Source organism: Cytobacillus purgationiresistens (assembly GCF_030813235.1).
GTDB classification, from domain to species: Bacteria; Bacillota; Bacilli; order Bacillales; family Cytobacillaceae; genus Cytobacillus; species Cytobacillus purgationiresistens.
In genome coordinates, this window is sequence record NZ_JAUSUB010000015.1 from 44,487 (window position 1) to 57,409 (window position 12,923).

General features: G+C 39.1%; 12 protein-coding genes. 8 read left to right on the forward strand and 4 right to left on the reverse strand.

Translation table 11 applies throughout. From position 1 onward, the window contains the following. Window positions 1-12 precede the first annotated feature (12 nt). Entirely contained in the window at window positions 13-1,161 is a 1,149-nt protein-coding gene (locus tag J2S17_RS16415) for a DEAD/DEAH box helicase (RefSeq protein ID WP_307476684.1), read from the forward strand. 657 nt (window positions 1,162-1,818) lie between these two features. Here J2S17_RS16415 and J2S17_RS16420 read toward each other — a convergent pair. Next, the gene (locus J2S17_RS16420; RefSeq protein WP_307476686.1) at window positions 1,819-3,336 is read right to left on the reverse strand and encodes an FAD-dependent oxidoreductase; all 1,518 of its coding nucleotides are present in this window, start codon (window positions 3,334-3,336) and stop codon (window positions 1,819-1,821) included. A 324-nt stretch (window positions 3,337-3,660) separates the two neighbouring features. Here J2S17_RS16420 and J2S17_RS16425 point away from each other — a divergent pair, with 324 nt between their 5' ends. Next, on the forward strand, window positions 3,661-4,800 hold the full coding sequence (locus J2S17_RS16425; RefSeq protein ID WP_307476688.1) for a trans-sulfuration enzyme family protein: 1,140 nt from the start codon (window positions 3,661-3,663) through the stop codon (window positions 4,798-4,800). 418 nt (window positions 4,801-5,218) lie between these two features. On the opposite strand, the gene hpaB is transcribed toward J2S17_RS16425, so the two are convergent. After that, window positions 5,219-6,661: a 4-hydroxyphenylacetate 3-monooxygenase, oxygenase component gene (hpaB, locus tag J2S17_RS16430; RefSeq protein ID WP_307476689.1), complete on the reverse strand. Its 1,443-nt coding sequence runs from the start codon at window positions 6,659-6,661 to the stop codon at window positions 5,219-5,221. A 267-nt stretch (window positions 6,662-6,928) separates the two neighbouring features. On the opposite strand from hpaB, the gene J2S17_RS16435 reads away from it, so the two are divergent. Beyond that, a complete protein-coding gene (locus J2S17_RS16435; protein WP_307476692.1) occupies window positions 6,929-7,285 on the forward strand; it encodes a transporter in 357 nt (118 codons plus the stop codon). 750 nt (window positions 7,286-8,035) lie between these two features. On the opposite strand, the gene J2S17_RS16440 is transcribed toward J2S17_RS16435, so the two are convergent. Then, window positions 8,036-8,185, reverse strand: coding sequence for a hypothetical protein (locus tag J2S17_RS16440; protein ID WP_307476694.1), 150 nt, complete (start codon window positions 8,183-8,185; stop codon window positions 8,036-8,038). 166 nt (window positions 8,186-8,351) lie between these two features. Between J2S17_RS16440 and rraA the strand changes: the two genes are divergently transcribed. After that, a complete protein-coding gene (gene rraA, locus J2S17_RS16445; protein ID WP_307476696.1) occupies window positions 8,352-8,831 on the forward strand; it encodes a ribonuclease E activity regulator RraA in 480 nt (159 codons plus the stop codon). Window positions 8,832-8,944: 113 nt separating this feature from the next. On the opposite strand, the gene J2S17_RS16450 is transcribed toward rraA, so the two are convergent. After that, window positions 8,945-9,871: a VanW family protein gene (locus J2S17_RS16450; RefSeq protein WP_307476698.1), complete on the reverse strand. Its 927-nt coding sequence runs from the start codon at window positions 9,869-9,871 to the stop codon at window positions 8,945-8,947. 166 nt (window positions 9,872-10,037) lie between these two features. Between J2S17_RS16450 and J2S17_RS16455 the strand changes: the two genes are divergently transcribed. The 4 genes from J2S17_RS16455 (at window position 10,038) to J2S17_RS16470 (ending at window position 12,915) form a co-directional block, all read left to right on the forward strand. After that, entirely contained in the window at window positions 10,038-10,388 is a 351-nt protein-coding gene (locus J2S17_RS16455; RefSeq protein WP_307476700.1) for a lmo0954 family membrane protein, read from the forward strand. Window positions 10,389-10,408: 20 nt separating this feature from the next. Then, window positions 10,409-11,056, forward strand: a complete 648-nt coding sequence (locus J2S17_RS16460) for a PspA/IM30 family protein (RefSeq protein WP_307476702.1) — start codon at window positions 10,409-10,411, stop codon at window positions 11,054-11,056. A 108-nt stretch (window positions 11,057-11,164) separates the two neighbouring features. Next, on the forward strand, window positions 11,165-11,899 hold the full coding sequence (gene liaF, locus J2S17_RS16465; protein ID WP_307476703.1) for a cell wall-active antibiotics response protein LiaF: 735 nt from the start codon (window positions 11,165-11,167) through the stop codon (window positions 11,897-11,899). Further along, window positions 11,896-12,915, forward strand: a complete 1,020-nt coding sequence (locus J2S17_RS16470) for a sensor histidine kinase (protein WP_307476705.1) — start codon at window positions 11,896-11,898, stop codon at window positions 12,913-12,915. Before liaF ends, J2S17_RS16470 begins: the two co-directional genes overlap by 4 nt. Window positions 12,916-12,923 lie beyond the last annotated feature (8 nt).

The following is a 12,923-nucleotide window of genomic DNA, read 5'->3' on the forward strand; positions in this document are numbered from 1 at the left end:
AAGGAGTACACAATGACAGAAAATGAGTTAATCAATAAACTAAAACCTTCCATACAGGAAGTTTGGGAGCAATCAGCATTTAAAGTGCCGACAGCCATCCAAGCACAAGCGATTCCAGCAATTCTGGATGGAGAAGACGTGATTGCAGAATCACCAACGGGAACAGGAAAGACACTCGCTTACCTTTTGCCAGTGCTTGAGAAAATAGATGCAGACAAAAAGGCTGTACAAACAGTTGTATTAGCTTCCTCACAAGAGCTTGTCATGCAAATTTTAGAGGAAGTTCAAAAATGGGGAGCAGGGAGCGGAATAAGAGCAGCTTCCTTTATCGGTGGTGCAAATGTTAAACGACAGCTTGAGAAGTTAAAAAAGCATCCTCACATTGCCATCGGTACACCAGGAAGAATGCTTGAACTGATTAAGCAAAAAAAGTTGAAAATGCATGAAGTGAAAACAGTCGTTCTTGATGAAGGCGACCAGCTTTTAGTCAAGGAACATGTAGAAACGGTTAATAATATTGTGAAATCAACATTGAGTGATAGACAAGTTGTCCTATTTTCCGCAACGATGCCAGCACATGTGGAAAAAATAGCAAGGGATTTAATGAATGAACCTGAAGTGATTAAAGTGAAAAAGGATGATACCTTTGATGCATCGGCAGTAGATCATTTATATTTTGTTGCTGAACTAAGAGACAAAATTAAATTGTTAGAAAAGCTTTCAAGAATGGAAGGCATGAAAGGGCTTGTATTTGTTAAAGACATTCCAAACTTAACGATTATTACTGGGAAATTGCAGTTCAACGGAATCCCAGCAAGTTCTCTTCATAGTGACTTGAATAAAATGGAACGTCAAACAAGCATGAAAGATTTCCGTGCAAATAAAACCAACCTTTTACTTGCGACAGATGTAGCAGCGAGAGGGCTTGATATTAAAGGCATCACCCATGTCATACACTTTGATTTTCCGAGGGATATCAACCAATACGTCCATCGCTCTGGACGTACAGGTAGATTTGGAGCAAGTGGAACGGTCATCTCACTCGTAACACCAAGTGAAGAAAGAGATTTAAAGCGATTTACAAAAGATCTCGGCATCCATCCTGAAATGAAAATCATCCGTGGCGGCGAAATTGTCGAGCCAAAGGTTTCTCGAAAATAAGAAGTAATCGCTTTATTGCGAATCATAGTGATTAAAAAGACCAAATCGCATTTTGATTTGGTCCTTTCTAATCCTCGTTATTATAAATTTTTGAGAAATGAAATAGCTTCCTAGAGAACAAACCGAATGGCTTGGTAATTTGTTGAAACCTTCTTAACTGATAGTAACATTGATTTAATGCTATAAAGTGAATCGCTTGTGAGGTTATTTGTAAATTGGCAACTATAAAGATAAGAAACATTTGGTGAAGACATAAAAAAATAGGCAGATATGAGGTTAAACTGGCAAAAGCATGAACAATCCGGCAGATGGGAGGTTAATCCGGCGAAAAGCACGAGCAATCCGACGAAAAGCACGAACATTCCAGCAGATATGAGATTAATCCGGCGAAAACTTAAATAATCCGATAAACGGAAAAAATATCCTTCAACAAGCCGTTATTAAAGATGCTCAGAGCGAATAGTCTCTGAGCGTTTTTAATAGCTATGAATTCATGCTCAATTTCTAAAATGGCTGATATATCATAAAAATCGCTGATATCTTCTAATTATGGCTGATATATCATAAAAATCGCTGATATCTTCTAATTATCGCCGATATATCATAAAAATCAGTCCAAACAATCATATCCCGGCAGCCACGCACACCCAATCAAACTCACTCAATCTTGTCCAGTGGTTTTTCTGCAGGTCCTTCAAGCACTTTCCCATTATATGAAAATCTTGAGCCATGACATGGGCAATCCCATGTTCGATCGCCATGGTTCCATTCGGTTTCACATCCTAAATGGGTACATGTTGTATCCACGATATGTAGCTTTCCTTCTTTATCACGGTATGCACCTGCCCGTTTTCCGTTCACTTTGACTACTGCGCCTTCATCATTTTGCAAGTCTTCCGCATGCATTGGCACATACTCAAGCTTGCCTTTAATCAGTTGCCCTGCCACATCCGTGTTGTAGGAGATGAAATTCTTTATGCTTGGATTTGGCGCAAAACGGGATGGTGTAAACAATTGTTGATATGGGTTGCTTTTTTCAGTAATAAGATCTTTAAGCAAAAGCGCAGCTGCTGTTCCGTTTGTCATTCCCCATTTTCTAAAGCCTGTCGCCACAAAAATATTGTTTTGCTTGGATGTAATAGGGCCGATATAAGGGACGTCATCTAATGTGGTTAAATCTTGAGCTGACCAGCGATACGGGTAATCAGTGATGCCTAAAGTTTCGGAAGCGAATTCCTCAAGCGCACGATAATGCTTTAAGGTATCGATACCTTTTCCTGTTTTATGTCCTTCACCGCTTACAAGAATAAGCTTTTCTCCATTGTAAGGGGTAAATCGCAAAGAGCGCTTGGGCTGGTCAGCGCTATAGTACATGCCCCCAGGATATTCAGATGTAGTTTTCACACCCAGCACATACGACCTTTCAGGAAGCAACCTTGCAAAATAGAATGCTTTCATATCTACAAAAGGATAGTGGCTAGCTGAAATAACAAACTTACACGTGATGCGATTGCCATCCTTCGTAATGACAACGGGCTCAGTTCCTTCTTCTACGTCTATGGCGGTTGTATTCTCGTAGACAGTTCCGCCATTGTTTACAAACTCATCCAATAATCCTTTTAAGTATTTAACTGGATGGAATTGTGCTTGATTATGCATGGCAAGGACGCCAGTAGTAGGGATATTAAACGGGATACTATCAACTAAGCTGCCATTGATCTTAAGTCTCTGATAAGCATCAAATTCGTTTGTGAGCTTTTCGCTATATTCATCAGATGTTGAATAAATAAATGAATCTTCCTGGCTAAAATCACAATCGATGCTGTTGGCGGTAGTTTGAATGAATTTAATTGCATCCTCTTGTGCGTCATAATATTGTTTAGCTTTTTCAATTCCTAAATTAGTTATTAATTCATCATAAATCAGTCCATGCTGAGCGGTGATTTTTGCGGTAGTATGACCAGTTGTTCCATTCATTACTTTTCCGGTTTCAATGATGATTACTTTAAAGCCTTCTTTAATGAGGAGATTGGCGGATGTGATTCCGGTTATTCCAGCGCCTACAATTACAATATCTGTCTTCACATCAGAATTTAACTTCTCAAAGCCATTTACTTTTTCATCTTGCCAATATGACTCAGGATATTGGGGCATGCTGTAATTTGATGCAGTCATTTTATCGTCCTCCATAACTAATTGCATTGGTCATTTTCCTAGATTTTCATGATGGCGGAAAGCTCGTTAACCTCAAAATCAAACGAATGTAAGAGTGAGGCAAAGTTCTAGCCAACATATCTAGTTTACTTCTTCTATCGATAACTTCTCCTTTAATAAAAAAATGTATACTATCGATGTCAAATTAATACAAACTTTCACCAATTGACGTAAAAAAGTTATGTGAGCTATAATGAAAACACAGAAAATATGAATTTTTCTTAACTAAGAGAGGTCCTAAACACTTTTTGGGCCTTTATTTCTTTTAAAAGGGGATAGCAAGTCATGAAATTCGAAACAGCTCTATTACATAGCAAAAATAAAGCGAATCGAACCATCAAAAGTAAAGCAACACCTATTTACCAAACATCCGCGTTTACGTTTAATAATTTAGAAGAGCTTGAAGGATTTTATCAAGGAAACGGGAATTATCTATACACACGTGTAGGCAATCCGAATACAGATGAACTAAGCGAAATCGTGGCTAGATTAGAAGAGGCGCCAACAGGTGTAACAGCATCATCAGGGTTAGCGGCTATCATGGCAGGTGTGCTAGCCGTTGCAAAAAGCGGAGATCATATTATCGCAACCGATGATTTATACGGCGGCAGCTTTCATCTAATTGCAGAAGAATTGACACAGTTTGGTATTGCGGTAAGTGTTGTTCCTTTTACGAATATAGCGGAGGTGGAGAGAGCAATTAAAGCGAATACAAAGCTTCTCTATACCGAATCGATTACCAATCCCCTTCTGAGAGTGGAAGACTTAGAGCAAATCGTAGCTCTAGCAAAAAAACATAATCTAAAAACATTAATAGATAATACTTTTGCCACACCTTTCCATTGTAAACCGTACTTGCTAGGAGTCGATATGGTTGTCCATAGTGCGACAAAATATATTGGCGGCCACAGTGATGTAACTGCTGGAGTGATTGTAGGTACTGAGGAATTAATGGGCAAAGCTTTAGCCAAAGTAGTCAATCTGGGAGCCAACTTAAGTCCATTTGAAGCTTGGTTAACTGCCAGAGGGGCAAAAACGTTAGCTTTAAGGATGAAGGCGCAGTCTTCCAATGCTAAAAAAGTTGCAGAAGCTATTCAAATGCATAACTATGTAGAGAAGGTATATTACCCATTTATACATGGTGAGGATGGATTTGGAGCAATGGTCACAATTACTCTAAGTGACAGTGCTAATGTAAGTCAATTCTTCCAATCTTTAGGGTGGATAAAAATTGTACCCACACTCGCTGGGGTTGAAACATCTGTCTCTCATCCATTAACGACATCGCACAGGGCATTGCCGCCTGAGAAGTGTGCGGAGCTCGGCATTACGGAAAAGGTCATTAGGATTTCAGTAGGGATAGAGCATGCGGATGATATTATCGCTCAGTTAGCTGAAGCGATTGATCACTCTATTCAGTCTTAAATAAAAGCTCTTTTCTAAAAGATTATTGTTTTTTCATAGGTGTTGATAAGTCTAACCATTGATAACAATGTTGATTGGAGCGGATGTGCGAGACTACTACGGGAGCAGCGGGACAGGTGAGACCCCACAGGAGCATAGCGAGGCTCACCGCCCGCCCCGCGGAAAGCGAGCACCTGGAGAGGAAATCAACCACTACCTGCGAAAAGCACCAAAGTATACGATAACAGCCTAAATAAAAGACCGTACCTACTTTTAAACGTACCCTATAGTGTAGACGGAAATTAAGTCTACCTATAGGGTGTTTTCTTTTATTCATATTTAAAAAAGACAACATAAATTAATATAAGAAACACTGGAATCTTAGCTGTACATACCTTTTTTCTTCTGGATGAAGGGTTCAAGTAAAAGACTCATATGATCAATTATCAGTTTTCAAAAAAGTTTCCACACGTTTAAGATAAGGTTTCATATCATAAGAAAAATATAATTGACTTGAAAGTTTGATTGGATCTCCAAAGAAAAAACGTTCGTATAATGTTTCCCGTGTACCGAATGAACTCATAGTTAAATCCCAAGCTAAACGAAAAGTTTTAATACGGTCCTCTGCATTTTTTGATTTAGCCTGTAAATACTGATCTAAATCTTTTTTGATACTTGATTGAAATGTATTTTCTGTTGGAATCGTCATTAATCCACTTGCACCTAGCAGTTGAATGATCTCGGTAAACCTAGGATAAATTTTCGGAAACAAATTAATAGCTATCTGAAGTGTTAGTTGGTCTGGTCTCATATATCCCGTGTCATCTACTTTAGCTTCTATTTCAGATTTAAGCACTAAGGCCTTCATTGTCTCTAATGCTACAATAATTTCAGAAACCTTCTCTTGCACATGCTGGTAATCCATAATATTTATTGTCTCAATAATGGACTGTACAACACCTAATACAAATTCAGTTTTAACAATTCTTCTAGAAACAACTTGATGTAAGGTAAAAGCTAAATATGAACTTTTTTCTATGAAACTATTTGATATTTCTACATTATCGTAATAAAAAACCCGATTCCAAGGGACTAATACATTATCAAAAATAACAATCGTATCCATTTCCTCAAATCTTGAACTTAATGGATAATTAAAAGCAGAGTTCCCTCCTACAAATGAATCTCTACAAATAAACTTCAAACCTTTACTGTTGCTGGGAATACTAAATGAGAAGCCTCGCTCTTTACCATCGAATCCTGCGGCAGATAAAACTAATATCTCATCTGTTATACCACCTTGTGTTGCCAGTAATTTTGCACCTTTAATAATTATTCCTTCTTCGATCCTATTTACAATTTTTGCTGCAATAGGCTCATCTGAATCTTCGAAATAATATTGTGCTCTATTTACTTGTGGATCAATAAATGTATGAGTGATTGATAAATCATTTTCACGAGCATACTCATAGAACCTTGTTATGTTTTCTGGAAAACAATTTGGTTTCCCTCTTAATAAATCTACAGATGAAGCAAATGCCATCAATACTGTATTCATATAATCTGGGCTCCGGCCCATCATTCCATTGTTTAATTTTGCCCAGTATTGAATCATTGTACGTCTTTTCACTAAATCATCGATCGTGCGTGGCTGTAAGTAAGACATTCCTACTGGTTCTTCAGTTAATGGAGATTGATAGGTCAATTGGTTTTTTAATTGTTCATTATACTGCAAATCATATAACTTCTTTTGACTGTTCATTACTCCTTTAAATGCAGGATGCTCAGAAATATTGCCTGTTACAGGATTACCCTCTATCCATACAGTTGTTTTTAACTGGTCAATCCGACTAATATATTCATCTCCATTTATAGCTGGCAAATGCCACACCCCATTTCTTTAGTGATATCATATTATGCTACCTTTTCCTTTATTACTAAGGTGTGAACCGATTATTTAAAAAAACAAAAAACCTTCCTCAATAACTCATTAGAACGGTATCGTTTGAGATTGATTCTTTTTTTAGTGATGGTCGGACCAATTCACAAGAGAACTATATTTGAAATGAACTTACAAATTTGCCGAAACATTTTAGACTCATTACCCATATATTATTAAGTAGCAATTAAATAAAGAGGTGAATTTAATATGGACAATTACAGGAATTATAATTCCTATGAAAGGATTTTTGGGCCTCAGCCTCCCTCAAGCCCGCCCAGGCCCCCGGGGACATTCCCTGCACTAAATCCGCAACAAGCACCAACTGCTCCTCCCCCAGCATTTGTTCCAGCGCAACAAACTGCTACGCAGTTTGCAGTTGATCCACGAGCCATATCATTATGTTTGTTTCGCAATACATTTTTATGGCTGAGAGATGGTTCTGGTTTCTGGTTTTACCCTGTATTTGTAGGGCCAAGATCAGTTGCTGGTTTTAGATGGACAGGAAGGTTCTGGACAATTTTTGGAGTGGATACAAGACAGATTGTGTCATTTACCTGTTTATAAAAAGTTGGCTAGGTAAATCTTTGCATATTCACATGGCATGCATCTCCCTAGAATATCCCAGGAAAAAAGGTATAAGAAACCGAAATATGCCTTTACCCACTTGGATTAAGGCGTTCTTTACAAATAGGAATGAGCATAAAATAAGACCTCTGTTCAATGCAGAGGTCTTATTATTTTATGCTTAGGTGAATTGAAAAATGTCTTTTGGAATGGGTGCCTGCCCTCATATAACATATTGCTTTTCTAATATTCAGCTTGAGCGTCTAAGGATTGAGAGTGTTTGCTTGTCGCCCCTGAACGAGGCGGTTCCGCATTTCGATTTGTTCAGCTCCACCGCCTAGGGGCTCGAGGTCATAAGTCAAACCACCTCGGAGGTTAAAGTGCAAATCACCTCGGAGGTTAAAGTGCAAATCACCTCGGAGGTTAAAGTGCAAACCTCCAAGGCGATTCGTCTTATGCTTGTCGCCCCTGAACGAGGCGGTTCCGCATTTCGATTTGTTCAGCTCCACCGCCTAGGGGCTCGAGGTCATAAGTCAAATCACCTTGGAGGTTAAAGTGCAAACCTCCAAGGCGATTCGTCTTATGCTTGTCGCCCCTGAACGAGGCGGTTCCGCATTTCGATTTGTCCAGCTCCACCGCCTAGAGGCTCGAGGTCATAAGTCAAACCACCTCGGAGGTTAAAGTGCAAACCTCCAAGGCGATTCGTCTTATGCTTGTCGCCCCTGAACGAGGGCGGTTCCGCATTTCGTGTTATAAGTGAACGTTTTCGTCTTTACTTACTTCATCTACTTCAATGGAATCTTTAGAGGGCAGGGCGGTTCTTAGTGCAAAGATAAAAATGCCGGCTGCTAAACCAATGACAATTAAGAAGCCGATTGTTGTGATCCATAACATCGCCAAACGGATCTCCCCTTTTCATGTTCTCTGTTTTTTGCATTATTCTTTAGATGCACTTACTTAACTTATATGCGGAGCAACTCATTTTCTTGTCAAATTAAAAAAATGAAAGGGAACGAAAGACGAGATGACGAATAAGAAGCAAGAGGGTAATGAAGGAGGAATGAACATGACATCTAAAACTGCAGATTTATGTGATGAGTTCAGCGGTGAACTTAAAGTTTGTCAGCAGGAATTTAAGGCGTATGGGATGAGAAGACAATTCTCAGGACCGATTTCGACTGTGAGAGTATTTGAAGATAATGTATTGGTATTGAATGCATTAGAAACGATACCTGCTGGTAATGTCCTTGTTGTTGACGGGGGAGGTTCCAGAAGATGTGCGTTAATGGGAGACCGACTTGGAAAAGTTGCTCAAGATCGTGGCTTAGCAGGTGTAATTATTTATGGGTGTGTAAGGGATACAGCAGAACTGGCAACAATGGAGACCGGTATACTTGCGATTGGCAGCTGTCCTTTGAAAAGCAAAAAGGCAGGTAAGGGAGATGTGGATGTAGAGGTTAAATTTGGTGGAATTGAATGGTCGCCTGGCGAGTATGTTTATGCTGACGAGGATGGTGTCGTTGTTTCAGCAAGAAATTTGGTATAAGAAAGCAGTCATTGCTGCAGCGGCATTTTATTGTTTTAACTCATGTCAGGAATTGAAAAAGAAGATGCTTAACCAATCGTCAATTTGGTAGGCATCTTCTTTTTGTGGTTAAATCAGTCTATTCCTTGTTGCCCATGTACAGTGATTTCCTGTGGCAGCATTTTCGACGCCTTTGGTACAGTCCTCGGTTCTATATCAATTTCATCTGAGGATAGGACACGAATGATCATTTGCCCTCCAATCGCTTTTGCGCGAATGAGAATAGGGAAGTCATAGTAATTAATAAAAGTAAAATCCGGCCCATACCAGCTGACTGTTGCATCACGGCCCTGCGGCACATACTGAACGCGCTTGCTATGGGAGTAACGTTCCCCGATTTTGACTCCAGCACGGTCGACAGCATTAAAGAGGGTTGAGGAAACTTGGCAAATTCCTCCACCAATGTCCTCTGATAATTCACCACGAACAATGACAGGTGCTCGTGTATAACCGCGCTCCTTTGTCCGTTTACCTACGACTTTATTAAAAGAAAAAGTTTCTCCAGGAAATACTACATGATTATTGATGGCTTCTGCAGCAAGTGAAATATTATGAGAACGGTTCTTATTTCTGCTATTAAAGTAAGTAATATATTGTCCGATTGGTTTTACGTTGATCTCACTCAATAAGTTGCTATCTACTCTTGGGGGAACCGATAACATCGGAAGCTCTATTCTAGAAGCGCCCTTTTCATAAAAATAAGCATAGAAATGATCAATTAGGACTTTTCGGTGAAGCTTGCTTCCCATTTGCTCAGGTATGATTCGGCCAGAATCAGCAATATAAGCATCTATTGGTGGTTCATAGGTTTCTTCATCTAATTTTGCGATGAATTCCTTTAATCTTTCTATGTCTACAAAGGGAACCCCTGAGTATGGAATCGCATACTCCTCTCGATTCATTTGAGCAATATTTTCATGTTCTTGTTCAATCATCAAACTGTCTGCAGAACTAGCGGTTGGAAAGAAAAGCAAAAGTCCAATGACCCACGTGATTTTCAATTGCAACACACCTCCCAGCTTATTATGAACGTTATGGATTGCTTTCATGTATACCTAGTCTCATATTGTCTGCGTCTCAGGTCTTAGTGGAAAATCCAGCTCAGGCTCGTTATGAAATTTTTCCTCAAAAGGTAAGATGAATGTAACAGGAAAGGAGGAAAACGAAATGAAAAAATTCGGATTGATTTTAGCAGGAGGAATTGCAGCGGTCGTATTGCTGGCAAACTTAGGTTCAATTGTCGGATTGGTAATTAGCGTTGCTGTTCTTTACTTAGTGTTCAAACAATTTATTAAATCAAATTCAGGATGGGAAAAAGCGGCGTGGGGGATCGTTGGCGTAGTTCTTCTATCCATCTCTATAGCAAATATCCCAGCAGTAATCGGTATCGCAGCTGCTTATGTTTTATACCTTGTTTATAAACATTGGAATGAAACAAAATCAACGATCGTTGAGAAGAAGCAGCAAGATCCATTCGCTAACTTCGAAAAGCAATGGTCAGATATAACAAAAAACTAATTTAGAGGAGAGAGATGAAAATGACAACCATTTTTGCCCGAATCAAGAATACAGTATTAGCAGATATCAATGAGGTTTTAGATAAAAAGGAAAAAAAGAATCCAATTGCCATGTTAAATCAATACTTGCGTGAAAGTGAACAAGAAACAGAAAAAGTGCGCAAATTGCTGGAGCGACAATATAAGCTAAAGGAAGAATTTCATCGGGAATATGTTCAGGCTCAAGAATTAGCAGAAAAACGCAAGCGTCAAGCTGAAATTGCTTCACAAGCAGGCGAAACAGAGCTTCATGAATTCGCATTAGCAGAATTTGGCCAATATGAAGAAAGATCACAAAGATTACTCTCGATGCTTGTTGAAGCAGAGAAGCAATTGGCAGAGCTGGAAAGAAAATATGAAGAAATGAAGCTTAAGCTTAAGGATATGCAAATTCGTCGCATGGAGCTCATGGGTCGTGAAAATGTCACTCGTGCACATACTCAAATGGGTAAGGTGCTTCATAACGAAGAGTATTCCGATCGCTCATTTTCTAAATTCCAAGAAATTGAATCCTATATTGAGCGTTTAGAAGAACAAGTTCAAAACTCGTATTTCCGCAGCAATATTGATGCGAAAGTGGCAAAGCTCGAAAAAACATTAAAAAAGGATGACACACTGTCAAATTCTTAAAAAAATGGTATGCTAAAAAGACGTAGATTGTCTGCGTCTTTTTAAGAGTTAATCAATCATGGTTATCATTCAATGGCCGGAGAAACAGCTGCAGAGGAGGGATGCCTAATGTATGAAAAATTTAAAAATGATTATATGGGTTGGATTTTTTTAGTAGGCATTGTTGTGCTATTTTTAGAAATTGTATTTTTTAATCATGGCGTGGTTTTCTCTCTTCTTCTTAATGCTGGAATGATTTACTTCGGCAGAAAATGGATGCCAAAGATGACTGGAAAAATCCTATTTTGGCTGGGGATCTTTTTACTCATCATTAGTATTCTCAGCATGATTACTTTTAAATTTCTTTTATTGGCCATTTTGATTCATTTTCTAATTCAGTTTGCCCAATCGAAAAAGAATCCACAGGAAATCAAGCCGGTAATAAAAGAACCGGTTGTCGATTTAAATAAGGAAACAATGGTCAAAAAGAAGTCGGTATTATCAAATGTATTTTTCGGTCATCAAAAAACGCCTGAAACCGTATTTGAATGGAGCGATGTTAATATTCAATGTGGAATGGGGGATACGGTTATAGATTTAAGCTACACCGTTCTTCCTAAAGGCGAAACAGTTATCATTATTAAAAACCTCATCGGAAATATTCAGGTGCTTGTGCCATATGATGTGGAGGCAAGCATCAATCATTCAGTTATTGCAGGTTCAACTCAAATATTTGAAGTGAGTGAAAAACGAATCTTCAACCAGAACCTTCAAGTGCAAACAGCTGGATTTGAGCAGGCAAATCAGCGGGTAAAGATTGTTTCTTCCTTATTGGTAGGCGATATTGAGGTGAAGCGAGTATGAATACTATCCAACGCCAAGTGCTTATTGGGGTAGGAATTGCTATTCTACTTCTCGCCAGTTTCACTCTATCATTTTCATATATATTTCCTGTGTCTATATCAGATTTATGGAAAACACAAATTATGGATATACCATTTATTATCTTTGTCCCAGGAGTCAGCATTGCTATTGGCATCATGTTCGGTCTTTTATCCGGCTATAGCTGGCAAAGGCAGCTCAAACAAGTGGACGGCTGGCTCCATCAGGTTGAAGAAGGCCGTCAAATAGATTTAAACGATCATGAAGCGAGCAGCGATTTGCAGCCGATATCAAAGAGAGTGGATAAAATCCAGAAGCAAATTGTAGAGCAGGCAAAGTTATCGCAGAAGTTAGCGAATGAAAAAGCGGAGGATTTTGATAATCGGATGCAAGAAATTATTTTTCAGGAGAGAAATAGGTTAGCAAGAGAGCTGCATGATTCTGTTAGCCAACAATTATTCGCTGCTTCCATGCTCATGTCTGCCATAATGGAGACTGAAGGTCAATCAGGTGGTTCAGGGACGAAGCAATTAAAGCTGGTGGAGAGTATGATTCATCAGTCGCAGTTGGAAATGAGAGCCCTGCTTTTGCATTTAAGACCAGTTGCCTTAAAAGGGAAGACCTTAATGGCAGGCATAGAAGAACTATTAGTAGAATTAGTTCAAAAGGTGACGATGGATATAACCTGGAAGGTTGAAGACTTTCCGCTTGATAAAGGAGTCGAGGACCATTTATTCCGAATTCTTCAGGAATCTGTGTCCAATACACTGCGACATGCCAAGTCGAATTCCCTTGAGGTGTTATTAATCGAGCGCGATGGCTATGCAATTTTACGAGTAGTGGATGATGGCATTGGTTTCAATGTGGAGGAAGCGAAGGTTGGTTCCTATGGTATGCAAAATATGTATGAAAGAGCAATGGAAGTAGGCGGTTCGCTGAAGATCATCAGCTTGCCTGATAAAGGAACAAGACTGGAAGTAAAGGTCCCGATTATCTAGATTTTTGT

Coding starts and splice junctions, on each gene's coding strand:
- J2S17_RS16460 (WP_307476702.1), top strand. CDS start 10,409: ATGACAACCATTTTTGCCCGAATCAAGAATACAGTATTAGCAGATATC.
- J2S17_RS16420 (WP_307476686.1), bottom strand. CDS start 3,336: ATGACTGCATCAAATTACAGCATGCCCCAATATCCTGAGTCATATTGG.
- J2S17_RS16435 (WP_307476692.1), top strand. CDS start 6,929: ATGGACAATTACAGGAATTATAATTCCTATGAAAGGATTTTTGGGCCT.
- rraA (WP_307476696.1), top strand. CDS start 8,352: ATGACATCTAAAACTGCAGATTTATGTGATGAGTTCAGCGGTGAACTT.
- J2S17_RS16470 (WP_307476705.1), top strand. CDS start 11,896: ATGAATACTATCCAACGCCAAGTGCTTATTGGGGTAGGAATTGCTATT.
- J2S17_RS16425 (WP_307476688.1), top strand. CDS start 3,661: ATGAAATTCGAAACAGCTCTATTACATAGCAAAAATAAAGCGAATCGA.
- J2S17_RS16455 (WP_307476700.1), top strand. CDS start 10,038: ATGAAAAAATTCGGATTGATTTTAGCAGGAGGAATTGCAGCGGTCGTA.
- J2S17_RS16415 (WP_307476684.1), top strand. CDS start 13: ATGACAGAAAATGAGTTAATCAATAAACTAAAACCTTCCATACAGGAA.
- liaF (WP_307476703.1), top strand. CDS start 11,165: ATGTATGAAAAATTTAAAAATGATTATATGGGTTGGATTTTTTTAGTA.